The sequence below is a fragment of the Alteromonas sp. W12 genome, assembly GCF_001924945.1.
Classification (GTDB): domain Bacteria; phylum Pseudomonadota; class Gammaproteobacteria; order Enterobacterales; family Alteromonadaceae; genus Alteromonas; species Alteromonas macleodii.
On the sequence record NZ_LQXH01000008.1, the window covers coordinates 345,295 to 371,860 of the forward strand.

Annotated in this window: 14 protein-coding genes; 4 read left to right on the forward strand and 10 right to left on the reverse strand. The window is 45.8% G+C overall.

Going from position 1 to position 26,566, the window contains the following annotated elements:
• Positions 1-12 precede the first annotated feature (12 nt).
• The 3 genes from AWH61_RS12890 to AWH61_RS12900 are packed head-to-tail and all read right to left on the reverse strand — an operon-like array spanning position 13 to position 3,961.
• On the reverse strand, positions 13-1,581 hold the full coding sequence (locus tag AWH61_RS12890) for a sugar porter family MFS transporter (protein ID WP_075177261.1): 1,569 nt from the start codon (positions 1,579-1,581) through the stop codon (positions 13-15).
• Between the two features lies 1 nt (position 1,582).
• Positions 1,583-2,584, reverse strand: a complete 1,002-nt coding sequence (locus AWH61_RS12895) for a LacI family DNA-binding transcriptional regulator (protein ID WP_075177262.1) — start codon at positions 2,582-2,584, stop codon at positions 1,583-1,585.
• Between the two features lie 18 nt (positions 2,585-2,602).
• The gene (locus AWH61_RS12900; protein ID WP_075177263.1) at positions 2,603-3,961 is read right to left on the reverse strand and encodes a GH1 family beta-glucosidase; all 1,359 of its coding nucleotides are present in this window, start codon (positions 3,959-3,961) and stop codon (positions 2,603-2,605) included.
• 205 nt (positions 3,962-4,166) lie between these two features.
• On the opposite strand from AWH61_RS12900, the gene AWH61_RS12905 reads away from it, so the two are divergent.
• From AWH61_RS12905 to nhaC, 3 genes are all read left to right on the forward strand, one after another.
• Entirely contained in the window at positions 4,167-5,429 is a 1,263-nt protein-coding gene (locus AWH61_RS12905) for a sugar MFS transporter (RefSeq protein ID WP_075177264.1), read from the forward strand.
• Positions 5,430-5,441: 12 nt separating this feature from the next.
• A complete protein-coding gene (locus AWH61_RS12910) occupies positions 5,442-7,994 on the forward strand; it encodes a glycoside hydrolase family 3 protein (RefSeq protein ID WP_075177265.1) in 2,553 nt (850 codons plus the stop codon).
• A 232-nt stretch (positions 7,995-8,226) separates the two neighbouring features.
• A complete protein-coding gene (gene nhaC / locus AWH61_RS12915) occupies positions 8,227-9,714 on the forward strand; it encodes a Na+/H+ antiporter NhaC (protein WP_014951141.1) in 1,488 nt (495 codons plus the stop codon).
• 133 nt (positions 9,715-9,847) lie between these two features.
• Here nhaC and AWH61_RS12920 read toward each other — a convergent pair whose 3' ends face one another.
• The 3 genes from AWH61_RS12920 to AWH61_RS12930 form a co-directional block, all read right to left on the reverse strand.
• Positions 9,848-11,731, reverse strand: coding sequence for a GGDEF domain-containing protein (locus tag AWH61_RS12920; RefSeq protein ID WP_075177266.1), 1,884 nt, complete (start codon positions 11,729-11,731; stop codon positions 9,848-9,850).
• Between the two features lie 136 nt (positions 11,732-11,867).
• Positions 11,868-14,813 (reverse strand): TonB-dependent receptor, encoded by a 2,946-nt coding sequence (locus tag AWH61_RS12925; RefSeq protein WP_014951139.1) that lies wholly within the window; start codon positions 14,811-14,813, stop codon positions 11,868-11,870.
• A gap of 66 nt (positions 14,814-14,879) precedes the next feature.
• A complete protein-coding gene (locus tag AWH61_RS12930; protein WP_075177267.1) occupies positions 14,880-17,561 on the reverse strand; it encodes a glycoside hydrolase family 16 protein in 2,682 nt (893 codons plus the stop codon).
• Between the two features lie 395 nt (positions 17,562-17,956).
• Between AWH61_RS12930 and AWH61_RS12935 the strand changes: the two genes are divergently transcribed.
• Positions 17,957-18,952 carry a cation diffusion facilitator family transporter gene (locus tag AWH61_RS12935; protein WP_014977680.1) on the forward strand — a complete coding sequence of 332 codons (996 nt, stop codon included), beginning with the start codon at positions 17,957-17,959 and terminating at the stop codon, positions 18,950-18,952.
• A 122-nt stretch (positions 18,953-19,074) separates the two neighbouring features.
• Here the strand turns inward: AWH61_RS12935 and AWH61_RS12940 are convergent, their stop codons facing one another.
• The 4 genes from AWH61_RS12940 to AWH61_RS12955 form a co-directional block, all read right to left on the reverse strand.
• Positions 19,075-21,483, reverse strand: a complete 2,409-nt coding sequence (locus tag AWH61_RS12940) for a TonB-dependent receptor (protein WP_014951136.1) — start codon at positions 21,481-21,483, stop codon at positions 19,075-19,077.
• 307 nt (positions 21,484-21,790) lie between these two features.
• The gene (locus tag AWH61_RS12945; protein WP_014951135.1) at positions 21,791-23,518 is read right to left on the reverse strand and encodes a solute:sodium symporter family transporter; all 1,728 of its coding nucleotides are present in this window, start codon (positions 23,516-23,518) and stop codon (positions 21,791-21,793) included.
• Positions 23,519-23,534: 16 nt separating this feature from the next.
• Positions 23,535-25,601 carry a glycoside hydrolase family 31 protein gene (locus tag AWH61_RS12950; protein WP_083605946.1) on the reverse strand — a complete coding sequence of 689 codons (2,067 nt, stop codon included), beginning with the start codon at positions 25,599-25,601 and terminating at the stop codon, positions 23,535-23,537.
• 116 nt (positions 25,602-25,717) lie between these two features.
• Entirely contained in the window at positions 25,718-26,470 is a 753-nt protein-coding gene (locus AWH61_RS12955) for a TSUP family transporter (RefSeq protein ID WP_075177269.1), read from the reverse strand.
• Positions 26,471-26,566: the final 96 nt, after the last annotated feature.

A 26,566-nucleotide genomic window follows, 5' to 3' on the forward strand; every position in this document is an offset into this window, starting at 1 on the left:
TGCTGTTTTAAATTATGCACATTGCTCAAATTCTTCCGTGATTTCTTCCAACGTTCTTCCTTTTGTTTCTGGGAAGAACTTAGCAACTAATATCAGGCTGACTAAGGCAAACACGCCGTAGATTGCAAACGTGGCCGCGGCTCCCAAATTAGCCAGCTCCCAAGGAAAGATAACTTGAACAAGAAAGCTGGTGAGTGAATTCACCATGCCCACTAATGAAATAGCCAAAGCGCGGGTTTGATTCGGAAAAATTTCAGCAAGCATTGCCCACATCACAGGGCCAAGGGACATCGCAAACGAAGCAACGAACGCAATAATGCCAAACAAAACTAAAGGCGCATTCATGTTAATACTGCTTGTAAGCAATGGTTGCTGGTAAGTATCGTATTCTTCGCTGGTAAGTGCGGTTTTAAGCGTGCGCTTAAACTCAACGTCTGAATAGTAAATATCGTTGGTTAGTGGAGTTAGCTTTATTGCCACACTCGGCGCATCTTGCTGTATTTCGTTTATGGCCGTTTGCTGTACTTGATATATCGCCTGTTTAAAGCCATAGGTACAAATAGACATGCTGATCACTACGCCAGTTAAGCCAATCAGCAGCAGCGGTTTTCTTCCCCATTTATCAATAGTTAGCATAGCAACCACGGTAAATGCTACGTTAACCAAGCCAATCCATACAGCCTGCATAAATGCCGCATTGGTACCTACACCGCTTTGTTCAAAAATCGTGGGCGCGTAAAAAAAGATAACGTTAATGCCGGTAATTTGCTGAGCAATGGCAATGATAATGCCGACCATTAACGGAAATCGCATGGCCTTTGCCTTTAGAAAGCCTAGGCGTTCACGAAAAGGCCACGACTTTTCTTTAAGTGAAGACGCTATATCTTCAACAAGAGCGCTGGCTTGGGCTTTGTCGAATAAGCGGTTTATAACCTGTTCGGCTTCCTCGTGTTGGCCTTTTAGTACCAGCCACCTGGGGCTACGCGGAATAGTAAACAGTAAACCAAACCATAGTGCTGCTGGGATAACCTCCAAGCCCAGCATGTAGCGCCATAAATGTGTATCTAAACCCCATTCAGCAACCCAACCTGCACCGCTATTGCTGAGCTGCAGCAGGTAATAGTTGGTGAAATAGGATAGGGCGAAGCCAAATACAATGTTTAGCTGGTTCACCGACACCATTTTGCCTCGGTTCTCAGGGGCGCTTATTTCCGAGATATAAAGCGGGGCAATGATCAGCGAACAAAAGGCAATGCCGCCAATAAAGCGAGAAAGCACTAATAGTTCGAAATTAGGGGCTAAGGCTGAGCCGACAGAAGAAAGCAGGTAAAGGAAAGCGACAAGAATGAGGGCTTTGCGCCTGCCAATAGCGTCGCTAACGCCACCGGCAAATAGCATGGCTATTAGCGCACCTAGTGTCGGTGAGCTTACGACGAAGCCTTGCTGCCAATCGCTTAGGTTAAATTCGGCATCGATAAAGCCATTGGCTCCTGCTATTACACTGGCATCGAAGCCAAAAATAAACCCTCCAAGAGAGACAATGAGTGTGTAATACAGCGACGGAGACAGGGCTTTATTCATTTTATAATTTGCCTAATGTGTCCCTATTTACTACTTCGGGTTCAAATAAGTGCTCAATAGGAATAGGGCTTTTTATGTCATAAACATGTTGCAGCACCCAATAAGCAGCCATTTCTCCCATAGCGTGAATAGGGTTATTAATGGTAGTGAGTTTTGGATAAAGGTAGCGCGAAAACAGTACGTTATCGAAGCCAATGATAGAAAGCTGTGACGGTATATCAAATCCCGCTTCTCTTGCGGCGGTCATTGCACCAGAGGCCATTTCGTCGTTCGCGCATACCAATGCGGTAAAGTCAGAGAATGTTCTCTGAAGATGCTGCATGCCTTCTTGACCTGATGACTCGTGGAAGTCACCTTCAAAGACACTGTTTTCACTAAAGGTAACCCCTGCTTCTTGAAGGGCTCTTTTGTGACCTGCCAGACGATCGCTTGCATCCTTTTTAAATAGCGGGCCGCTGATGTACGCAATCTTTTTGTGGCCTGCATCAATAGCAGCTTTCGTTGCCATGTAGCCGCCTCTTTCGTTGTCCACAACAAAGCAGTTTTCGTCGAGAGCGTCCACTTTTCGGTTTATCACAACAACGGGGATCTTACTGTCTACTAGTGTTTTTAAGTAGTCATCGGAGACGGCTTCAGCATGAAGAATCAAGGCATCGCAACGGCGGCTTTTTAAAAACTCAATAGCTTCGTGCTCGCGCTTTTCATCCACATGACCGGCGGTAATAATAACGTGCTTACCGTTTTGTTTAAGCACATGTTCTACTGTACTCATCAAGTCGCCAAAGTAAGAGCCGTGCAGTTCAGATACGAGCAAACCGACGCTGTTAGTGCGATTTGACGCAAGAGATTGCGCAATAGCATTGGGCTGGTATCCCAACGATGCCATAGCATCCTCTACTTTTTTGCGGGTGCGCTCGCTTACCTTCGCGTTGCCATTCATAACGCGAGAAACGGTAGCTAACGAAACACCTGCGGCCTCTGATACTTGGTAAATTGTTGCCATACGGTTTGGTACTTGTCCTTATTTGATACCGCTAATGTACCCATTTATCCGGCTCTTAACCAGTTTTGAATAAGCCAAAGCGCTTTGTTTGGGCGTACGTTTTTGGGTTGCGTAGTCGACATAAACTATGCCGAAACGCTTTGAATAGCCCAGTGCCCACTCAAAGTTGTCCATTAGGCTCCATGCAAAATATCCGCGTATGTCTACGCCTTTTTCTATTGCTTCATTTACCGCATTTAAATGGGTGTGGAAGTAGGCGGTACGCCCGTCGTCTAACACTTCACCGTCTATGAGCTCATCATCCATTGCTGCTCCGTTTTCAGTGATATAGATAGGCGGTAAGTCGTAGCGTTGGTGCAAATCAACAAGCAGCTCGGTAAAGGCATCAGGAGTGATTTCCCAGCCCATTGCGGTTAATTCGGTTGTGGCTGGAGGCACAATTTCAAACCAACCATTGCCATCACTTTGATACACAGTGCGGGTGTAATAATTAATGCCTAAGTAATCGATTGGTTGGCAGATAATAGCCATATCACCTTCCGCAATGTCGGGCTTAACGTCGGGAGCGAGCTTATCGATAATGTCTGGATATTTGCCTTCAATAATAGGTTTTAAATACCATTGGTTTTGGTAATCATCGGCGAGTTTGGCGGCGTGTATGTCTTCGGGTGAATCACTTTTTGTATGGCAATTGCTAAAGTTAAGTACGATACCGTTTTGGCTTTTTGGGCAAACTCGGTTAAGCACCTTCAACGCTAAACCGTGAGCAAGCAATAAGTGATGCGCTGCCTTTCGACCATTTGCCATGCCTGTCTTTCCAGGTGCATGAATGCCTGCCTCATAACCCAAATAGGCTGAACAAAATGGCTCATTTAATGTCGCGTAGGAGTGGACTTTTTCGCCCAACGCGTTTGCTACGGCTTCAGCATATTTTTCGAATGCATAGGCTGTATTGCGATTAAGCCAGCCACCGTTGTCTTCAAGGTGTTGCGGTAAATCCCAGTGATAAAGCGTTACGAACACTTTCATGCCGCGCTTGATAACTTCATTGACTAAGTTTACGTAAAAGCGCATGCCCACTTCGTTTACGCTACCGTCCTGTTTCATCACTCGCGGCCACGAGATAGACAGCCTATAAGCATCAACACCAAGAGAATCAATTAGCTCTACATCTTGTTTCCACAAATCTATGTGGTTACAGGCAATGTCACCATTAGTGGCATCAGTAATGGCATTTTTCTTTTCGCAGAACGTGTCCCAAATACAATCTAATCTTCCTTTTCTGTCTCCCTCTATTTGGAAACTTGATGTAGCCACACCAAACAAAAAGTCTTTCGACAACATCATTGAATTGGATGGAAGGTTAATTTCTTGCATCGTGGGTATGTCCTGACTATAACAATTTTTTCATATTAACCCTGCGCTAGACAGGGCAAATAACATCATATTTACATTGAATTCGATTACGCTTCGTGTAATTATCTCTTCAATGTAAGCGCTTACAAAATCATTTGTAGTTAGATGTAAGCGCTTTCAAATGTAAATTTATCATTAAATAGAAAAATAGCAACAGAGGTTATTCGTGGACACACCAGTGCAGCCTAATATTTCAAGCGCCCAAGAGGCAGAGGCAAACGGTGGATACCGTTTTGCGCTTATCTCACTCACCACGCTGTTCTTCATGTGGGGTTTTATTACCTGTTTGAATGACATCCTTATTCCTTACTTAAAAGGTGCATTCAACCTTAGCTTCACACAAGCAATGCTGATTCAGTTTTGCTTTTTTAGTGCCTATTTCATTGTGTCACTGCCTGCAGGCATGGTGGTGTCGCGCATTGGTTACCAGAAAGGTATTGTACTTGGGCTCGCTATAGCCTGCGTGGGGTGCTTGCTGTTCTTCCCCGCTGCATCAAGTCAAATATACGGTATTTTTCTGTTAGCTCTTTTTGTATTAGCGTCTGGTATAACCGTACTCCAGGTGTCTGCCAACCCTTATGTAACGGCACTCGGCGACCCTAAAACTGCCTCGTCACGACTCACCATGACCCAAGCATTTAACGCTTTTGGTACAACCGTGGCTCCCTTCTTCGGTTCTTATCTTATCTACGGCGCTACAGGAGAGCACGGAGGCGGTACGCCAAGCGCTTCAGACGTGCAAGTGCCTTACCTAATTCTTGCTGCATCACTGCTTCTTCTGGCTCTTATTTTCATGTATTTAAAGCTGCCGAAGCTAAATCACACCAGCGCAAGCACTGGAGTATTTAAAGGAGGTGCATGGCATCACAAGCACCTTGTTTTAGGCGCTGTCGGCATTTTTATGTATGTTGGCGCGGAAGTGGCTATTGGCAGCATGCTAGTGAATTATCTAGCGAGTCCGGCGGTTGGCGGATTAAGTGAGGCAGGGGCGGCCAAGCTGCTTGCTTACTACTGGGGAGGCGCGATGGTAGGGCGCTTTATCGGTGCTGTGGTCATGCAAAAAATCTCGGGTGGCTACGTGCTGGCGTTCAACGCTTGTGTGGCTATTGCGCTTATTTTGCTATCACTTTCAAGCACAGGAGACATAGCGCTGTGGAGCATTTTGGGAGTAGGTTTGTTTAACTCAATCATGTTCCCTACCATTTTTAGTCTTGCACTTCACCAGCTAGGAAAAGACACCCCACAAGGTTCAGGCATTCTTTGTTTAGCCATAGTTGGCGGTGCCATTATTCCACTGCTTCAAGGCATGCTTGCAGACACCGTCGGCGTTACGCTGTCATTTTTACTACCCGCTTCTTGCTACCTTTACATTGCCTACTATGGCCTTGTAGGAAGTCGCGTATCTCACATTAATACCACTGAAAAGTAACGAGGATAAATAATGCGAAAAAGTATAATCGCGAAAGTTGTTACCGGTGCATTGGTTGGCGTTTTAGTTAGTGCATGTTCAGCTGAAAAAAATACGTCTTCAGTCGATGACGTTGAGCCACAGCCAAACAAAGCGGGCGAGGTATGGCCTAAACTAGATATTGAAGTTAAAACAAACGCTACTGTCGAAACTAAGGTAGAAGAAATTCTGTCTACCATGACTATCGAGCAAAAAATTGCGCAGATGATCCAGCCTGAAATTCGCAATATCACGGTAGAAGATATGCGCAAATATGGATTTGGTTCTTATCTTAACGGCGGTGGTGCATTCCCTAATAACGACAAGCACGCCACACCAGAAGACTGGGTAGCACTTGCAGAAAAGCTTTATCAGGCTTCCATCGATGACAGTTTGGACGGCTCGACAATTCCTACAATGTGGGGGACAGACGCTGTTCACGGTCATAACAATGTTATAGGCGCAACCTTGTTTCCTCACAACATTGGATTAGGTGCGGCAAATAACCCTGAACTGGTAGAGAAGATTGCGCACATTACAGCTAAAGAGGTCATGGCGACGGGTATCGATTGGGTATTTGCGCCTACCGTTGCTGTGGTACGTGACGATCGCTGGGGCAGAACCTACGAGAGCTATTCTGAAGACCCAGCCATTGTTAGAGAGTATGCCGCTTCAGTGGTTAAAGGTCTTCAAGGCGCGGCTGACAAAGACTTCTTAAGCGACCAGCGTGTAATTAGTACAGTAAAGCACTTTGTAGGTGACGGCGGTACGGTTGGCGGTGATGACCAAGGTGACAATGTTGCCAGCGAACAAGAGTTATTTGATATTCACGCCCAAGGCTATGTGGGCGGATTAACGGCGGGCGCGCAGTCTGTCATGGCGTCGTTCAATAGCTGGAATGGCGAGAAGCTTCATGGTCATAAATACTTACTAACAGACGTACTTAAAGAGCAAATGGGCTTTGACGGGTTTGTTGTTGGTGACTGGAACGGTCATGGGCAAGTTAAAGGTTGCAACAACGAAGATTGTGCACAGGCCATTAACGCAGGCTTAGATATCTTCATGGTGCCAAACGATTGGAAGGTGCTGTATGACAATACCCTAGCTCAAGTAAACGACGGCACCATCCCTATGTCGCGTATTGATGATGCGGTACGCCGAATTCTTCGAGTGAAAGTACGCGCTGGACTTTTCGAAAAGCCAAGCCCGGCAAACCGCCCGTTATCTGGCGACCGTTCGCTTATTGGCAAGGCAGAGCATAGAGAAGTGGCGGCGCAAGCGGTGCGCGAGTCTCTGGTACTGCTGAAAAATAAAAATAAAACCCTCCCGATTTCTGCAAGCAAACGCATATTGGTAGCGGGCGATGGTGCGGATAACATCGGCAAGCAATCAGGTGGTTGGAGTATTACGTGGCAAGGCACAAATAATACCAACGATGACTTCCCCGGCGGCAGCTCTATTTATGACGGCATTAAAGCGCATGTAGACAATGCTGGTGGTAACGTACAGCTATCGGTTGACGGTAGCTTTGAAACTAAACCTGATGTCGCCATAGTGGTGTTCGGTGAAGAGCCTTATGCCGAGGGTCATGGCGATAGAGAAACCTTAATTTATCAACACGGGAGCAAGACAGATCTAGCGTTGCTAGAAAACTTGAAATCTCAGGGCATTCCGGTGGTGTCGGTGTTTATCAGCGGCCGACCGATGTGGGTTAACGCAGAGCTTAATGCATCTGATGCATTTGTTGCAGCTTGGCTTCCTGGCTCTGAAGGTGCAGCGGTGGCAGACGTTTTGTTTGGTGAGCAGGACTTTAAAGGCAAGCTGTCTTTCTCGTGGCCGTCAGAGCCTCAGCAGATCGTTAACAAGGGCGATGAAACCTATGAACCTTTGCTGCCTTATGGCTTCGGCTTAACGTACAGCGATGACAATGTTCTAAGCGATACGCTAAATACTGAAATTAAGGTGAGTACTGACAGCAACAAGCCGATGGAAATTCTAAAGGGCTCGGTTGAGGCACCTTGGGTATTATGGCTCTACTCTGGTGATGATTCTCTGGCAGTGAACGCAAGCACGCATACTGTTGGAGCCATTACTTATCGTACGGTTGATAAGGAAGTGCAGGAAGATGCGCGTAAAATCACTTTCGATGGCACCGAGTTCGCCGCTATGCGTTTTGCAAGCAAGAGCTTCTTCCGTGAAGATTTAAGTGCGCAACTACTTACGCATGGTGCCTTAAGCTTTAACGTTAGTCGTCACTCAGACATAAATGCACCTGTAACCGTAGGCATGAACTGTGAAGGCGAGGGAGACGCAGCGGGCAGCTGTTCAACTCAAATTGATATTAGCGAGCAGCTAAAGGCAATGCCAGCTGACACATGGACAAACATAAGTATTGACCTACAGTGCTTTGTTAATGAAGGTATCGATTTTACCGGCCTTGTTGTGCCGTTTGAGCTGGGAAGTTCAGGGAAGGCTAGCTTGAGTGTGGCAGATATTCAGTTTACCCCTGAGGCTGACAAATCGGCGAGTATAAGTTGCCAAAACTAAACAGTAAGTAGCTCTCAACGCTACTAGAAAAAACAACGCCGCCAACCTCAAAAACTGGCGGCTTTTTTTTGTTTGCACCGACCTTGAGCCTTCCGTTTATCGATCTATTATGCAGTTCATCCCGTAGCCAACCTGTAATATAAACAACAATCGTTGGTGAGATGAAAGTAGATAAGACGTGTTTCCGTCCTGCATTCATTCTTGTCATTCGGGAAAATTACAGGGTAGTAAAATGACAGATGAACAGCGTGCAACACCAAGTCTCTTACTTGCCTTAACACCTGTTGTATTGACGCTTTTAATCCTCGGCACCCAGATATTTTACTTCGGCGTGTTTGAGCCTCATATACCGCTTGCCATTGGCATAGCATTAACAAGTTTTGTTGGTACTTATCTTGGTCTAACGTGGGAAGAAGTGCGGGCAGGAATCTTTAAAGTTATTCATGTTGCCTTGCCGTCGGTAAGTGTACTTATTGTTGTAGGGATGATCATAGGTATTTGGATAGCCAGCGGTACGGTACCCACCATTATTTACTATGGGTTAAAGACCCTGTCTCCCCAAATTTTTCTGGCCGCGGGTATGGTTATCTGTGCAGTCGTTTCAGTTTCTTTAGGCACAAGTTGGGGCAGCGTAGGCACCGTTGGTTTAGCATTAATGGGTATCGGTGAAGGATTCGATATCCCCATGTACTGGACGGCGGGAGCAGTAGTTTCAGGCGCCTTTTTCGGAGACAAGGTATCGCCGCTGTCGGATACCACAAACCTTGCTCCAGCGGTTACAGGTACCGACGTGTTTTCACATATCAAGAATATGATGGCAACGACAATCCCTGCCATGGTGCTCGCATTTCTGATTTACCTTGGCGTCGGCTTCTTCGTTATCGATGCTCAGAGCGTCTCATTTGCAAAAATTGCAGGTATCACCAGTGCATTAGAAGATAACTTTACCGTTACGGGGTGGGCGTTATTGCCAGCGCTTGTTGTTATGGGGTTAGCCTTAAAGAAAATTCCACCCCTTCCTGCGTTATTTGCAGGAGCGGTTGTGGGAGGAGCTTTCGCCATGTTTATGCAAGGTCAGAGTCTGCAAGCCGTTTTCGATTATGCAAATAACGGATATGCCATTCAAACCAATATTGTTGAAATAGATAGTTTGCTTAATCGCGGCGGCGTTCAGTCAATGATGTGGACTATTTCATTGGTATTGATTGCGCTTGGTTTCGGTGGAGCGTTAGAAACGACAGGCTGTCTAAGAAGCATTATCAATGCAATAAAGAGTAAAGCGAAAACCTTTGCTGGTACACAGATAGCAGCGGTTGGTACGGCGTTTTCTACTAATCTGGTGGCTGGCGACCCGTACTTGTCGGTAGCCTTGCCGGGAAGAATGTATTCACCCGTTTATAGAGGCATGGGTTATTCCACGCTTAACCTGTCCCGTGGCATTGAAGAAGGGGGCACGTTAATGTCACCGCTCATCCCTTGGAATGCCGGTGGTGCTTTTGTGATATCTGCTCTTGGCTTGGGTATTTCTGGCGCAAACTTAGAAAACTTGCTGTACATCCCTCTTGCCTTTGCTTGTTGGACGGCGCCCCTAATAGGGATATTTTACGCCTACGTTGGCTGGTTCTCACCCAAAGCCACTAAAGCTGAAAAGGAAGAATGGGAGTCTTCTGGCGCCGAAATAGCGAAATTTAATAAGGATGGAACGCCCGTTACCGAGTAATATTGAATAAGCGAAAACAGTCGCTTGAAACGCGCGAGTGACCGTAGCTAAAACTAGTTACTACAGTGTTAAAGTCTGATGACTCTAATACTGTAGTACACTCGACTTATTGGCGTTCAATTCTTTGGTTTTCTTAGTCATCCTGACTGAAAATACAAACTCTATTCCTACCAAACCTTTTAGCGACATAAAGCGCTTCGTCACACTGCTTAATGAGATTCGATGTTTCAATCCCTGTTTGATACTGCGCAATGCCAGCAGAAAAGGTTTGTGCGCTGATATTTGGCGTAATACGCACTTTTCGATAACTATCAAGGATAGAGCTAACAACTTCCTTAGCCTCGGCAGCCGACGTGTTAGGAAGGCACAGAATGAACTCCTCTCCACCATAACGTCCAAATGTATCTGTTTTTCTAATGGACTTGGAAACGTGTTCACAAAAGGCTTTGAGTAAATCGTCCCCACACTCATGGCCATAGTTGTCATTGATTTCTTTGAAGTTATCTAAATCGATTAACACCAAAGATAAGTCGTTTTTATACGCCTTTGCTTCATTTAGCTCTAACTGCACTGCGCCGAGTAAACTTCTTCTATTACGAACGCCTGTGAGCGTATCTACGGTCGCTAATGTTTCCTGTTCTCTTTTCAACCTTCGCTGGACAGCATATAGATAGCTAATGAGGGCTAAAAGTCCTAATAAAGTCAGCGCCCCAGCAGTAAGAATTAGATTCATTCTGTTGCTGTTTGCAAGTTCCAGTTGAGATAATTCGTGCTGTTGTTTTAAGAGTTGTAGTTTTCGCTCAGCTAACGCACTTTCATAATAGTCGCTAAACAGTTCTTTTCTGTCGTCAGTTTGATAGTAAAGAGATTGATAAAAGTTCTTACTATCTCGCAATGCTGAAATGGCAGCCTCTTTGTTCCCCAGCTGCTCGAAAAGAGAAGACTGAATAGATTTGAATTGTGCCCAATGTAAATCGGGTGAGCTGTACTCGTCACTCAAGTTGTCGATAATTAAAGCTGACAACGCGTTAGCCCTTTCAAACTCACTCTGTTCTACTAGTGCTTTGAACCGAGAAATTTGAAAAGTGTTAGTATCGTATGAGGTCGGTAGTAAGGATATGAAACTCTTAGTTTTTTCAATTAATTCATGTGCCTCTTTTACTTTGCCCAGAGCATAGAAATATTCAATTTTTAAAACTAGTCCATAGGTGTAGGTATTCCAGTCCTCAATGGATGTAGCGTATTCGGTGTATTTTTCGAGCATGTCGAAAGCCTCATCTATTCGACCTAAGTTATCGAGGCTTCTTCGTTGGCAGTCTAGGGCAATTTGGTAATACCGATGGGGGCTAGACAAAGGCCTAGTATAAAAAAAGGTCTCTGCACGAGAACACAATTCTAAAGCACGCTTATTCTCCCCTAAGTAAGACATATTGAGCCCTATCTCAAGCTCCATGTTTTCTATTGCACCGTCTCCAAAGAAGCGTTTTTCGGTTAATGAAGGCAGTTCGCCTAACACTTTCGCGCCTGAGTTTAGGGATGCTCTAATTAGTCCCATTCTCGCTAGAAAGATGGATTTAGTCGCAATAGCGTCAAAGTAAAGCTCAGGGTCATTGTCGTTGGCAAACGCTATTACTTCGTCAATAGTGCTATGAGCTAAACGCCACTTTTCCTGAATGGCGAGGTTATAAGCTGACAGAATGTTGTGTCTGAAATACAACGCTGGGTGTGAACGCTTTATATCTTTTAAGTGGTCTTTCGGGGCAAGTTTGTACTCTTCGAATCCCGTGGGATGATCAACCATAGATTGCAGTAAAGCAATGTAAACAGATGCAAGAGATGACTGTTCAGATAAGGTATCAGAGTCAGAGACTAATGCCGTTAACTCTTCTTCACTGTCGGGTTTACTGCCTATAATTTGGGAATACGCTTGGAAATATCTATCATCGTCAGATGCGAAGGTATTGTTTATTCCCAACAAAAATAGCACTAGTACGCTAATACACTTCTTATACTTCACTCTTCTTCTTCTTTTATTACTCGTACCTGAGCTTGTTTAGCGAGGTTATCAAATATTGGAAGAAAAGTTTGATAATTCTAGCGTGCTAAAACAAAAAAGGGCCTGAAAAGGCCCTTAGTATTATTGCTCTATCAACTTAGAAAGTATATCTAGCGCCTAGCGTGTAGCGGGGTCCGTATTGACGAGCAAATAAGAATTGCTCTTCGAATCGGCCGTAGCCACGCTCTGTTTCGTCGTTAATGTTTACGCCTTCTAGGAAGACAGTTAGGTGCTCATTCACATCATAGTTGATGCTGGCATCAACTTGACCAAAGGTGTCGAACTGAGTTGCTGGGTTATCTGAAGAACCTTGTGCTTGGCCAATACCCACAACATAGTCTGAGCGCCATGCATAGGTCACTTTCACAGAAAGGCCTTCTTTCTCATAAAACACTTGGAAGTTGGCCGAGTCACTGATACCTACTAGCGGGTCTTGCTCGTTCAGGTTGTAAGGATCGTATTCAACGTCACCGTCAACTAACGTTGCGTTGGCGCCGAAACCAAAACCAGTGTCGCCAAACGTGTGCTGTATAGCTAGCTCAATACCTTCAACCGTTTTTGAATCGCTGGAATTACCGGGCTGTGTGGTACGCCAGGTAATTAACGGGTCGTCCGCATTAGGGGTTACAACACCGTTTTCGTCAGCATAGCCGTTATCAATAAAGTAATTATAGATAGCGCTATCGGTGGCTTGCTCACCAGCTGCCGTTAATGCGGTCACGGCTTCGTTCCAGCGAGGGCCTTGATATATGTCACGTAAACCTTCGAACTGCTGATCTTGACCTGTGGTTGTAATGTAGTTTTCAACCGACTTTCTGAATAAACCCACGGCAAGCATGCTCGACTCGTCGTAGTACCACTCAAATGAAAGGTCTAAGTTAGTTGACTCGAACGGTAGCAAGCTGGTGTTACCCGCCGATGCGGTTCTCGCGCCAATTTTAGGGCTTCCACTGAATGCCAAGCCACCTTGTAGCAAGCCAATCGGCGCTCTGGTAATTGATTTACCCCAAGAGAAACGCGCAACAATGTCATCCGTCACATCTACTTTTACGTCGAACATGGGTAATAAAATGTCATATTCGCCAGTAAAGTCTTGCACCTGTAGCTCGTCTTCAAACTGCGTGATCCACTCAGAAGCTGCGACCCAATTTACCTGCACAGGTACACGAACCTCCGCAGAGCTTGGCACTTCTGTTTCTTCGTAGCGTACACCAGCATTTATTTGCACGTAATAATCACCGACCTCGAAGTCCCACTCTGACTGAACATAAATAGAGTCGGTAATTTCTTCTACGTTACTGACAGAAGGCGCACCGCTGAAGTAAGGGTCGATAGAGTAAGCGTTACTCTCGCCAACGACATCACCAGTAATGAAAGCAAGTTGACGGGCAATGGCTTCGTCAAAATCATAGGTGTAATAGTAACCCGGATTCATGCCTGCGCCGCCACCGTCAAAGGCGTCTAGGAAGCCTGATGTGTCATTGCGAATAAACATGCTGTCTGGGAAAATTTCTGTGAAAGATGGACTAAAACCCGGGCCGCCGCGTAGTCCGCTCCACGCTTCAAAACCCGTCAATGCTTGTTCTGTTCGGGCGTAACCAAAGTCAATTTTAACCAGTGGTATGTCGAAAGCTGAGTTATACCACGTGCCGTCAAGCTGCAGTTGCTCAATATCAGAGCGACCTGGTGAGTAAATGAATTGGCTGAAGTTAGAGTCAATTTCACTAGGTAAGATTTCATTCGTACCGTTGTTCCAGTTCACATAAACTTGTGGAATCTCGCCTGCTCTGTAGTCGTAAACTTTTGACTCAAGCTGGTTTGAGCCCAGTATAATTTGGCCAGAGCTACCCAAACCTTTGTCATAACCGTTATCAATCTCGTTGTAAGAATCGTGGTAATCCAGACGGAAATGCCAATCGTCAGACACTACCCAGTCTAAGTTTACACCAATTGAACGCGCGTCAACTCGCGTGGTTTCGCGACTGGCAGTAAACGAGCCGTCGTCACCACTAATATCGGCGTAGACTGCTGTACCATTTTCGTCTAATTCGTACGCATTGATATTAGCGCCAAAGTTATTCCAAATACCCCATCCCACTGTGTTGGTGCCAGTAGTGGCGCGTGTTGCAGTGTAATCTATCGTTGCCGTAAAATCGTCAACTGGGCGAAATTGGAAGGTAACTTGGGCGTTTGAACGCTCACGCTGAACGTCAGTAATGCTGTAGTTCATGTCTTTAGGGAAGAACGCAGCGTCGGTAATATTGGTGCGGTTATCAACCACATTTTCAGGGTCTAAGTCAGGTAGTGCAGCGTTTTCTTGAAGCTGCCAGCCTTGAATATTTGCCGCTTGCTGCTGAAAGTCACGTTCTTGGTGAGAGAATGACAGACCAAATCCAAACATGTCATCGGCAAACGTGTTGCTGTAGACACCAGCAATTTCAGGGGTTACGTCATCACCCGCTTCGTTAGACGAGTCGTAAATACCTTTCACTGAAAACGTGGCATTTTGTCCTGATTGCGCCAACGGCTTCATGGTAATAATGTTTACCGTTGCACCTAGTCCCCCGCTGGGATTTTCTGCACGGGCGGTCTTCTGAAGCTCAAGCGTGTTTACACCTTCAGAAGAAAGGTTGGCTAAATTGAAGGAACGGGTAAAGCCCGTCCCCGGCATTTGTCTACCGTTCAGGGTAATTAGGTTGAACTCAGGACCAAAACCACGAACGGTAATTTCACTACCTTCACCGTTTGAACGACTAATACTTACACCTGTAATGCGTTGAAGTGCCTCAGCCAGGTTGGTATCAGGAAATTTACCTAGTTCTTCAGCGGATATGGCATCTACTACGCCGCTTGAGCTGCGTTTCAAATCCATAGAGCGGATCATACTGCCGCGAATACCGCTTACTTGAATAACTTCAACTTCGCCCTCTGCCGGTGTTACCGCTTCTGATTCTTGTGCGTAAGAGGGAAGAGCTAGGGTAGAGCCCATCAACAAAGCCATTGATGTGGCAAGCTGGGTCTTTTTAAATGGTGTGTTTTTCATAATTGCCCTACTAATTCTTATCAATTGGTCACTGCCGCTTTAAAGGCTAAAGCGGCATTTGCTTTGTTACTGTGCTGCTATTTCTACATTGTCGATGCGATAAACTGCACCTTCGCCTTGCCCCCATGCTGGGAACATCATGATGACGTTGATAGCGCTGATATCTAAGCCTGCGTCATATAGGGTTTGTAGTGGGAAAGTGTAGGTTTGCCATTCACCTTCAACCGGATCAGCACCTTCCAAGCTGGCCGACATTGGAAGTTCAACAGCAGAAGAGACATTAATGGACTCTACTTTGAACAACCAAGGTGCAGAGGCGTCGTTAGGCATTGAGCTTACTTTCATTTCAAACTTAATCGCGCCATTTGAAAGTAGTGATGAAGCATCGAATGATACGGTTTCATCAGCTAAGAAACCCATCACCGTTGGTGTAGCGCCAATGCGAAATTCTGCTACTGTGCCGTGTTCCGCGTCGTCTACTTCTTCAGTTGGCGTTGAGCCACCACAACAATCCCAGATTGACCATTGTTCAGCTGCTGTATCAGCAAAGAGCGTGATGCCCGCACCTGACGCATCTTCGCCGCTATCAGGGTGGTAAAATTTCACATTGTCTAAGCGATAAACCGCGCCTTCACCTGTGCCCCAAGCTGGGAAAACCATAATGACGTCGATAGCACTCACGTCCAAACCACGTGCCTGTAATTCTGAAATAGTAAATGTGTAGGTTTGCCATTCACCTTCCACAGGCTCCTGACCCTCAACGCTATCAGAAAGTGGCAATTCAACAGCAGTAGATGCGCCATTAGACTCGATTTTGAATATCCAAGATGCTTCGGCGTTACTAGGCGCACTCACTACGCGCATATCAAACTGCAATAAGCCACCGTCGGTAAGTGCTGTAGCATCGAACGGGGTGTCACCGCCGCCAGATTCAGGACGCGTGATAAAGCCCATTACAGTCGGTTCTGCGCCAATTCGAAATTCTGCAGTTAGACCGTGTTCTTCGTTGTCCATTTCTTCCGTAGGGGTAGAGCCGCCACAGCAGTCCCACATAGGCCAGTTAGGGTTTTGCCCATCTTCGAAGATGACTAATTCTGGGTAGCTAGCTCCGCCTTCTTGCGAAATTTCTACGTTAGCCATGCGATACACTGCTCCATTGCCGGTATCCCACGCAGGGAAAACCATGATGACATCGATAGCAGTTGTATCTAAGCCTGCTGCTGCAAGCGCGCTAAGTGGAAATTCGTAAGACTCCCACACACCCTGTTCAGGCGCAGCACCAGCGGTGTCTGCGGGTCCTACATAGCCGTCCATCAGTGGAAGTTCTGCGGCAGTTGAACCTTCAGAACTTTCAATCTTAAATAGCCAATTAGTTGTCGCATTTGCAGGCAGCGATGTAACTTTCAGATCGAATTTAACACTGCCAGTTTCTTCCATTGGAGACGCATCAAACGGAGACGCTTCACCTTCTGGGTCGGTAATGAATTGAGCTCGACTGATAAAGCCCATTACCGTAGGTGTTTCATTAATAGCAAATTCGAAAACCTGTCCTTGCTCGGCATCTTCTACGAGTGCTGGTGTTGACCCACCACAGCAGTCCCACGCAGGCCAGTTTGGATTAGGTGTTCCGTCGAAAATAGTAAGGTTTTGTGCAACACCGGTTGACGGTGGTGAAGGGATAGGCGCCTCGCCTTCCACTAATGCATCGTCTAGTGAGTTGTAACCTGGGCGAACAGTTTCACAGCCCTTGCCGGTGTCTGGGTTCGATGCACATTCGTACACTCGAACATAATCGACCTCGTAAGTCTGACCTTCGACAAACGCTTCAGCATCAATACCTGTTTCGTTTACGTTAGCTGGCCAGTCGCCACCTACTGCAAAGTTAAGGATAATGTAGAATTCTTGATCGAATGGCGCATTGTCCCAGTGAGTGGTTAGCTCACCTGTGCCTTGCTCAAAGTATTCCGCATACCAGCCGCGGTGAGAAAGTCCAGTTGCGTCACCGTTTGCGTTATAACGAACTTCTGAACGACGCTGCGTAGCGTAAAGGTAATCGTCCATGTACCAGCGAATTTCGCCTTCTTGCCATTCAACGGCGTAGGTGTGAAAGTCGTCTGCTGGATTCGCTCCATCAGGAAGCGAGTAGGCTTTGCCTGAGCTATCGTTATTTGGCCATTCTTGACCATAGTGAAGGGTGCCGTGGATATGGCTTTCAGGATTGCCGTCGGCATCTAGTGCCTTTAGATTTACGGCTTCCATGATGTCAATTTCGCCAGAACGAGGCCAGCCACCGTAAACTTCATCAGTAGGCATCATCCAAAACGCCGGCCAACTGCCTTGACCAGAGGGTAATTTAGCACGCATTTCAATACGGCCGTATTTAAAGTCTGCTTTGTAGCGCGTGTTTAGACGGGCTGACGTGTAAGGCTTTTGCGCTCCTTCTTCCGCGGGTAGAGCAACAATTTTTAGGCTACCGTCAGACACAAATGAATTGTCTTCGCTGTCGGTATAACACTGAGATTCATTATTGCCGCCACCGTCGCAGTTTACTTCATGAGTCCAGTTGTCATCGTCAATACTGTTCCCATCGAACTCGTCGCTCCATACCAGCTCCCAGTCAGAAACGGGTGCCGCAGGATCAACAACGTCGATGTCTGTAGATGTGGTTGCTCCGCCTCCACAGCCAAATAGGGTTGCGACTGAGATCGCGGCAGCTATCCGCGAAAGTTGAGATGCTTTTTTCGTCATTGTTTTCAGCCCTGATCTAAAGAAATTGGGTTTTTATGTAGTGGCAAATGCCACGTAAAAAGCTTTTTTGTAAGCGCTTACAATTTAGGTCAAATAAAAATGGCTGTTTGAAAGCGCTTACATTACATTAAGCGACTGACACATAAAGATCAATACTGTTCTCAAAAAATTAACATTTGGCTGTCGGTCTTATTTTTGTTGTTTTTCGTTTATTTTCAAATAAAACAATAATATAAGGTTGTATTGCAGGGTGGGTTAAAATTTAAAGGTGCTTGTTTCACTGACTATTTACAAATTATCTAAGAGACTTGTTAATGATCTGTGCTCGATATTTTGTTCGCACCTGGGTACACATCACGTTAAGCTCAATATACGATCTCATGTGAGTTGTTATTATGCATCACCACAATCACAGCACTTCCGCCTCTAATCATCATAAAGGTCAGCATCACGGCCATCACCACGGTGCACATGCTGAAGCGCTAGGCACAGATTCCACACGCATTGGATGGGCGTTCTGGCTAAATTTCATCTTTACTATTATTGAATTCATCGGGGGTTGGCTTACTAACAGTGTCGCCATAATGGCAGATGCTGTTCACGATTTAGGAGACTCTCTATCCATAGGTCTGGCGTGGTATTTAAGTAAGCTCGGGAATAAAGCATCTACCGAAAAGTATACGTATGGCTTCAAACGGCTAAGCCTTATGGGAGCTATGATCAACGGCGTTATCTTGGTGATTGGCTCAATTTGGGTGTTGTCTGAGGCCATCCCTCGTTTATCTAACCCCGAAATGCCCGTTACAGAGGGTATGATTGGATTAGCGATCCTCGGTATTGTCGTGAACGGATTTGCAGCTTATAAACTCCACGGCGGTCATTCGATGAATGAAAAGGTGCTTAACTGGCACTTAATTGAAGACACGATGGGGTGGGTAGCGGTACTGGTAGTAGCCATTGTGCTCCATTTTGTTGAATGGCCTATACTCGACCCAATTTTATCTATTGGTTTTACGCTATTTATTTTGGTCAATGTTGTTCGGTATGTTGTGCAGACTATGTCTTTGTTTCTACAGGGCGTACCTGACTTGGCTACAAGGAATGCTATTAGCAACACGCTTTTGAAAATCGAGCACGTTGAAGAAATTCACCATGTACATTTTTGGTCGCTTGACGGAGAGCAGCACGTGCTTACTGCACACGTGGTAATAAACTGTGCAATAGACAATGACAAACTGAGAGCACTCAAAAAGGAAGTTCACGAGCGTTTAGCCCCCTTTGAACTTGCTCATACCACGATAGAGTTTGAGTTGCCGGGTGAGCCATGTCGTGATGATAATGACCATTTACACGCCCACTCTCATGAACACCAGCACGAAGAGATAAATTAATACTATTATTTGGGCAAAGGTGTTTGTTTTGATTTTCAGGGACTAACAGCCTGTAGTTGTGCAAAAAAGAGGGGCGTTCACACGCCCCTTTCAACACACACGTTTTTTAATTTATAACGAGATTAAAACCTTGCTTTAAATGCTACGCCGTAATAGCGATCTGCATCGCGCGGTATTTGATAGCGGAAGTTGTCGCCGCTATATGTGGTCGCGTAGCTTTCATCAAGCAAGTTCTTCGCAATCAAAGATACGCGGAAGGCATCGTCTTTGAATGAGAAGCTCACGCTTGCGTTAAGCATGCTGTAGTCAGGTAACAATGAGTGAGGATTGAATTCACCCGTGTTGCCTGGCAAGTCAGAGTACTGTTCATCGGTATAGATGTAAGACGCGTTGTAGTAAACGTCAAAACCATGCTCTGTTTCCATGAAGTACTCCGCTGACAGTGAGTATTTCATGTCAGGTGAGAATGGAACATCCAAGCCCGAACGGTCGGTACACTCTGCCTCTTCAGGACAATTAAATCTATCGATCTCAGCCTTGGTGTACGCAGCGCCACCGATTAGCGTTAGGTTGTCGGTTGCGTTCCACATAAAGTCTACTTCAACGCCTTGGGTTGTCACATCACCAGCATTGGTAAGGCGCGTAATACATGCGCCGTCAGAACAATCAAAGTTGTTTGCTTGGAAGCCTTCAATGTCAGTACTAAATAGCGCGATATTTAAAAGTAGATCGCGACTTGCGTACTTATAGCCAATTTCGTAAGCGTCAGATTCTTCCGCGCCAATAGGGCGTCCGTCATTCTCTGGGTTGAAGTTATAGTAAACATTGAAACCAGGGCCTTTGTAGCCTTGAGAATAGGTTGCATAAACCATTTGATTTTGGTCGAGATCGTATTGAACACCAAGGCGGCCAGACAAATTGGTTTCATCTACCACACCTTCTGCATCGGTGTTCTCGGTCGCAGGGCGAACGCCCACACCGCGGCGTCCATATTCGTCGTTACTTATACGACGGTGAGTGTAAGACACTTCATCATCGGTATAGCGAAGACCGAAGATAAGGCGTAAGTCATCGCTTAAGTCGTAGGTGCCATCTCCGTAAACGGCCCAGTTATTAAATTCAGTGCTCATGAATGCCGTGGCAGACACAATGTCGTTGGCATTACATGTCACACCTAGCGAATTAGCGTAAGCGTCTAGGTCAGAAAGTGCGTCTGTCAGCGCGTCTCCAGACAGGTTATTCTGCGCATAGAATGTCAGTGCTTGGTCAAGTTGAAGGTTATTGTTTTGGCAACTTGCATCACGAGTGAAGTTACGCTCTGAATCCATGTTCCAGTAGAACATACCGGCTAAGAAGTTGAATGGGCCAGCTAGGTTTGATGCAACACGGAATTCTTGAGAAAACTGACTCCATTCTTGCTCACCTACGTCATGCAGCTGAAACGGCACTCCAAATACTGGCTGGTCGCTGTCGCCAGCAATAGACGTAAAATCACCTTCGCGGAATTCTGTATTTTCCCATGAGCGCTGGGCAGTGATCGACGTGAAGGTGTAATCACCAATGGTTTTGTCCACTTGTACGGAGAAGGCCGAATGGTCGTCAATAGTGCGAGATTCGAAGTCATGATCAATTTGACGCTGTTCTAAATCGATACCGTCGGCAATGGTCTCACTATTGGGCGCTGCCTTTGAGTCGGGATTTCGACCGCTAGATACGCCTTCTAAATCAGCACAACAGTCGTCATCCGCGCTGTAAATTTCGCTAATGAACTTTACTTTTAAATCATTGGTTGGCTCGTAAACCACAACTGCACGGGCACCTTCACGGTCATAACCGTTTACTTTTTCATTGTTGTAAACGTTGTCGATATAGCCGTCGAATTTACCCTGGAAGACGGTTAAGCTGGCTGAAAGGTCGTCGGTTAAGCCACCACTTACTGTGCCTTTTAAACGGTACTCGTTATCTTGATAAAACTCAGTAGAAAGACTGCCTGTGAGCTCCTGAGAAGGATCTTTTGTGGTGATGTTTACCACACCAGCAGAGGCGTTCTTGCCAAATAAAGTACCCTGTGGACCACGTAATACCTCAATTCGATCTACATCGTACAAATCGGCAAACGCTTGACCAGAACGCCCTAATACAACGCCATCTACCACCGTGGCTACGCTTGGCTCTGCGGCGATACTAAATGAAATTGTTCCAATACCACGAACGGTTAAGGCTGAATTTCGAGTTGTTGTCCCTTTGCGGAAGCTCACAGAAGGCACAAGCGCTTGTAGATTTTCAACATTGTTAGCAAAGGCAGATTCTATCTGGTCACCGCGTAACACTGATACAGCAACGGGCACATCGCTGATGCTTTGAACACGCTTTTGCGATGTAACGACAATTTGTTCAAATGATTTATCATCTTTTGAGGCGTCGACTTGCTCTGTATCTGCCTCTTGCGCAAATGCATTGGTGTGAAGTAGCAATCCAGATGTCATAGCAAGGGTTACCGCCTTGCTGATGAGTGATCTCTTTGTATTCATGTTGTTCTCCAGGGTGTTTCGCTTATCACGCCCTCACTTACACCTTGCTACCTTTAGTCGGATACAAAAGCATTTGAGCAAGTAATCGGCGTTTCGTTTTTTATTCTGGCTGCGTAGGGTACAGCGCTACGCGTATTATTCTTTCAATAGCAAAATTCAATAGCGTAAAAATACGGTCTTCTATATAAAAGACATCTTGCATCTGATGTCTTATATAAGAGTGGTTAAGTTAAACAATTGTTAAGCCGTTTGCAAACGTTATGTTAATTTTTTTGTGTTTTTTCTATACAAAAATGATGAAGGAGAGTTAGGCGTGCTGAGAAGCAAGGCGCTTCAAGCCTTGCTCATACTTTACTCGCCACCATTTCAGACTTATACCAATTGCCACGAAACATGTTGCCCACAAGCCGACTAGTGCAGGGACAAACGCGTTGCTTAGTCCATTCACAAAGCCTACAGGAGAGAACATCAGGTAAAGCGTTGCGATAAGGCCAACAAGCACGATGGCGCAGGGAATGGCATAGCGCCATGGCGTCATATTGACTTCAGCCTTTGCAGTGAAATGCCATGGAGTAGTCATTGGGTAGAGCCTGCCTATAGTCAACATAATAGCCAATTCAATAGCGAACAAAATGGCGTAGATATGGATAAAGTTAATATCGACTTCCCATACGAACTTAAGCAGTCCATAGGCGATTACGTGGAAGATAATCGCGACTTTTGCCGCCAGCGCAGGAACGCGTTTTGTAAATAGGCCAACAAGCACAATAGTGATAACGGGAATATTGTAAAAGCCAGTGAATATGCGAATGATTTGCCACAATCCTTCAGGGGCAAACATAAGCAGCGGCGCCGTGATAAAAGAGAGCACAGCAATAACAATACTGGTGATCTTGGCAACGCGAATAAGCTTTTCGTCGCTCACTTTGTCTTTTTTGAAGGGTTTGTATACGTCTAAGCAAAATAGGGTGGCAGCACTGTTAAGCAGTGAATTAAAAGAGCTAAACACCGCACCAAGCAATACTGCTAAAAAGAAACCCGACAAATACTGTGGGAGTACATCTTTTACTAAATGAGGGTAGGCAAGGTCGATAGTTTGAAGGTTTTCGTCTTGATATAAGTGATAAGCAATCACGCCTGGTAACATCATCATAAAGGGCACAAGCACTTTAAAATAGCCAGAGAACAACACCCCTTTTTGGCCTTCAACCAGATTTTTAGCGCCTAAGGTTCGCTGAATTACGTATTGGTTAGTACCCCAGTAAAACAAATTGGCTAAAATCATACCCGTGAAAATAGTACCAAAAGGAACAGGGTCGTCGGGACCACCTATAGCATTGAGCTTTTCAGTTTCCGTTGTAGCAATAGTAGATAGACCTTGGCTAAAGCTGCCGTCGCCTAAGGCCACCAAGCCAAGAACGGGAACCAATAAACCCACAATTAAAAGGCCAACTCCATTAATCGTGTCTGATACGGCTACCGCTTTTAAACCACCGAAAATGGCATAGAGAGCGCCAATCGTACCGACTATGACGATGGTAAGTACCAGTCCCACCTCATAGCTTACGTTGAAAAGCCCGGGTACATCAAAAAGCCTAAGCACGGCAATAGAGCCAGAGTAAAGCACCGATGGAATGGTAACTAACGAATACCCCACCATAAACAAAACTACCGTCATTCTGCGAACGCTATCGTCGAAACGGTCGCGTAAAAACTCAGGTAGGGTGGAGAAAGCGCCCGCTAAGTAACGAGGCAAGAAAATAAGCGCCATAATAATGGTAGAGATACCAGCGGTAACTTCCCACGCCATAGCGCTTAAGTTATACCCAAAGGCAGAGCCATTTAATCCAATAAGCTGCTCTGCGGAAAGGTTGGTAAGGATCATGGACCCAGCAATAAAAGTGCCGGTCAACCCTCTTCCTGCAAGGAAGTAACCGTCTTGCGTGTTTACTTCCCCTTTTGTTTTCATGTAAGAAATAACGGCAACCAGTGCCATAAATGCCATGCATGACAATAGGGTAAGGGTGATATCCATGAACTGCTCCTATGCGCTACGCTGGCCAATGTGTGGTGTTCGACATATCCATATCGGTATGTTGAACATCTGGGCCCATTACAATGCGACTGCCTTTTTGGATGAACACCGCCACATCGTTAAGCGCAAGTATTTCTTCTCTGTATTGCTCACCCTGCACGACTTCTTCGGTACCAAAACGTATCCATTCACCTTTTGGTAAGTAGTATTTAATTTTTCCGCCGGGCACCACGCAAGGCACAACAAGTAGGTCATCACCGCACATAAATTGTTGTTCAAAACCGTGCGAAAGCGGCTGTTCAGGGAAGGCTAACGCCATGGCGCGCTGAACCGGAAGTCCTGTTTGTGATGCTTTTTCTGCGGTTTGCTTTAGGTATGGAATAAGCTTATATCTTAGCTTAAGGGCCTCAAATACTGCATTAGAAGCGGCATCGCCGTAGGACCAGGGTTCACGAGGGCCAATACCGTGCAATCGCATGTGGGCACTAAACACTGACGCTTGTGCCCATCTTACGTAAAGTTCTGCATCTCGGGTGTCTTTGTAAAACCCGCCTATATCGGTAGCGAAAAACGGCCCGCCTGACATCCCCCAGGACAAACTGCCACGAATACTTGCGGCTAGGCCATGCCAGTCGGCTTGCGGGTCGCCGCCCCATTGTGATGGGTAGCGCTGACTTCCTGTCCAAGCTGAACGGCTAAATAGGAAAGGACCTGTTTTACAGTAAGCTTCTGCGGCTTCGTAAACACAACGGTTGTAGAGCATACTGTAAACGTTATGTAGACGATTACCTGAATCACCGCTATACGACAGCATGTTGTCGTCTTCAAGTTGTTCGCCAAAGTCGGCCTTTATCATATCTACACCAAGGTCAAATAAAGGTTTGTGCGACGTTTTCCAAAACTCGTAAGCTTCAGGGTTGGTAAAGTCTAAAATACCTGAGTCTGGCAAAGGCGTAAGTACTTCGCCAAATGGGCTTAAGTCCCACGCATAGCGGTACGCTTCGCCTGTGCGTTTGTCCTTTATCAGCCAACCCTTTTCGGCCGCCTTTTTGTAAAGGGGGTTTTTCACTGAAATCATGGGGTATTCCCATACGCAAATCTTAAAGCCTAACGCTTTAAGTTCATCAATAACCGGTTGAGGATCGGCGTAGCGTTTAGGGTCCCACTCAAAAGCAAAGCGGGTATCTGTGTCTTGCCATGCGCGGCCATCAAGGGTAATAACATCGCAAGGCATATTCTTTTCGCGCACTTCGCGGGCAACGGCGAGTAGCTCGTCGGCGTCTTTATAATACGCTTTAGACAGGATTACACCTAAGCTCCATGTTGGAGGCGTTGGTGCGAAGCCTGTTAACTCACTGAAGGTTTGAAGGCATTTAGCTGGCGAGTCTTGATGGAACAAGAACATGTCGAGTAGGTTATCTTCTACTAAGCACACGTAAGCTCGCTGTGACCAAAGTGCGTAGCCGACTCCATGGGTGACGGGTGCTGGAGTGTGCACAAATAAATTCCAGCCTTCAGGACTCCATGCGTAAGGTGTGTTTTTATAAGACTTTTCGGCGTTTACGCCTAAAGCGTCGTGGTTGTATGAGCGAATTAGCTGGCCGCGTTTATCAAGCTTGCCCCATTTCTCTCCAAGACCATAAACGGCTTCGTCGTAGCTAAGCTCTAAACTTACTAACCAACCTTTGTCGGTTTTAGCGAATGGCGGCAAGCGATGCTGACGTACAAAGTGGCCGTCGGTGGCGCTTTGCTGAACTAAAACGTCATTTTTATACAGCTTGAAATGAAGAGGAGCGGCAAAAACTTCTAATCGATAGTCGCCTGCTACCAGGGTGCTGTGAGACTGATCACCGGAAAGTACTAGCGATAGCCTTTCCGGCGCTTGAGTAAGCATACCAAAATCATCTGCTGCATTTACGTCACTTTGAATGCGTAAACCAAACTGACTAATACTTAGACTCAACTCACCATATTGGGTGGGGACAACAAGTGTCTTATCATCCGACAAAAAGGGCTGCTCAGTAATGTCAGCGGCTTTAATATCGTTCCATTCTGGCTCATTTACACAAAACGCGTTACTCATTTCTACATTACCCTTCATGTCTTATATAAGACATAAGTTAATGAAATGTAACTTGAGTGTCAATCTGCAATTAGAAAATTATGAAGATTTAGATCCGCGTTCACTATCAAGCCGTCTTATATACTGATATTTTGGACAATAAGGGTTACGCCACTTAATGCAAGCATGGTTAAGGCTAACAGTCGAACAGCGGCAGCGGATACGCGAGCAGCGAGAATTCGTCCTAATCGCGTGAAAATTAAAATGACGGGAATGGCAAAAACAGCAGACAGAAACACTTCTGTTGAAGGCAAAGTACCAAACGGTATTATGGCAAGGCGTATAAGTGAGGTAACACTAAATACGGCCAGCAGCGTTATCCTGATTTCATTAATTGGCCAGGTTTGTCGATAACACTGAAATACCACAGGTGGGCCAAAGGTAGAAAAAAGACCACCTAGCAATCCACCTAGAGCGCCAGCGATAGAAAAACCGTATGCGCGACCAGATGGCTGTGTCCGCTTTCTTTTTATTAATAAAAGGCCACAGCAGCTGAGAATAGCCAAGCCAAGCAGTAAATTGAGCCAAGTTGCCATCCCAACAGACATGTATTCCAACAATGCGTAGCCTACCGCCATAAATGGTATACCGCTAACCAGTATAATAGTGAAAGCACGTCTATTTATTTGCTCCGTGTTTTTCACTACTAAGCTGATGGAATTGAAAAGACTTAGAAAACTCACCATAAAGGTGGTCGCCGTAAGCGGCAAGATGCCGAATAACGTAAAGCTTGATACCACCATAAGGCCAAAACCAAACCCGCTTAAGGTCTGTAGCAGTGTCGCAAGCCCTAATAGCGCAAACATGGGAAGCAGTGTTTCCAAAAGCATCACGTGTAATTCCTGCAATGTATGTGATTTATATCAAAAGTGCGCTATAACTCTTGTGTATGATATAACAACAAAAATTAAGCGTTTAGGTTAGGG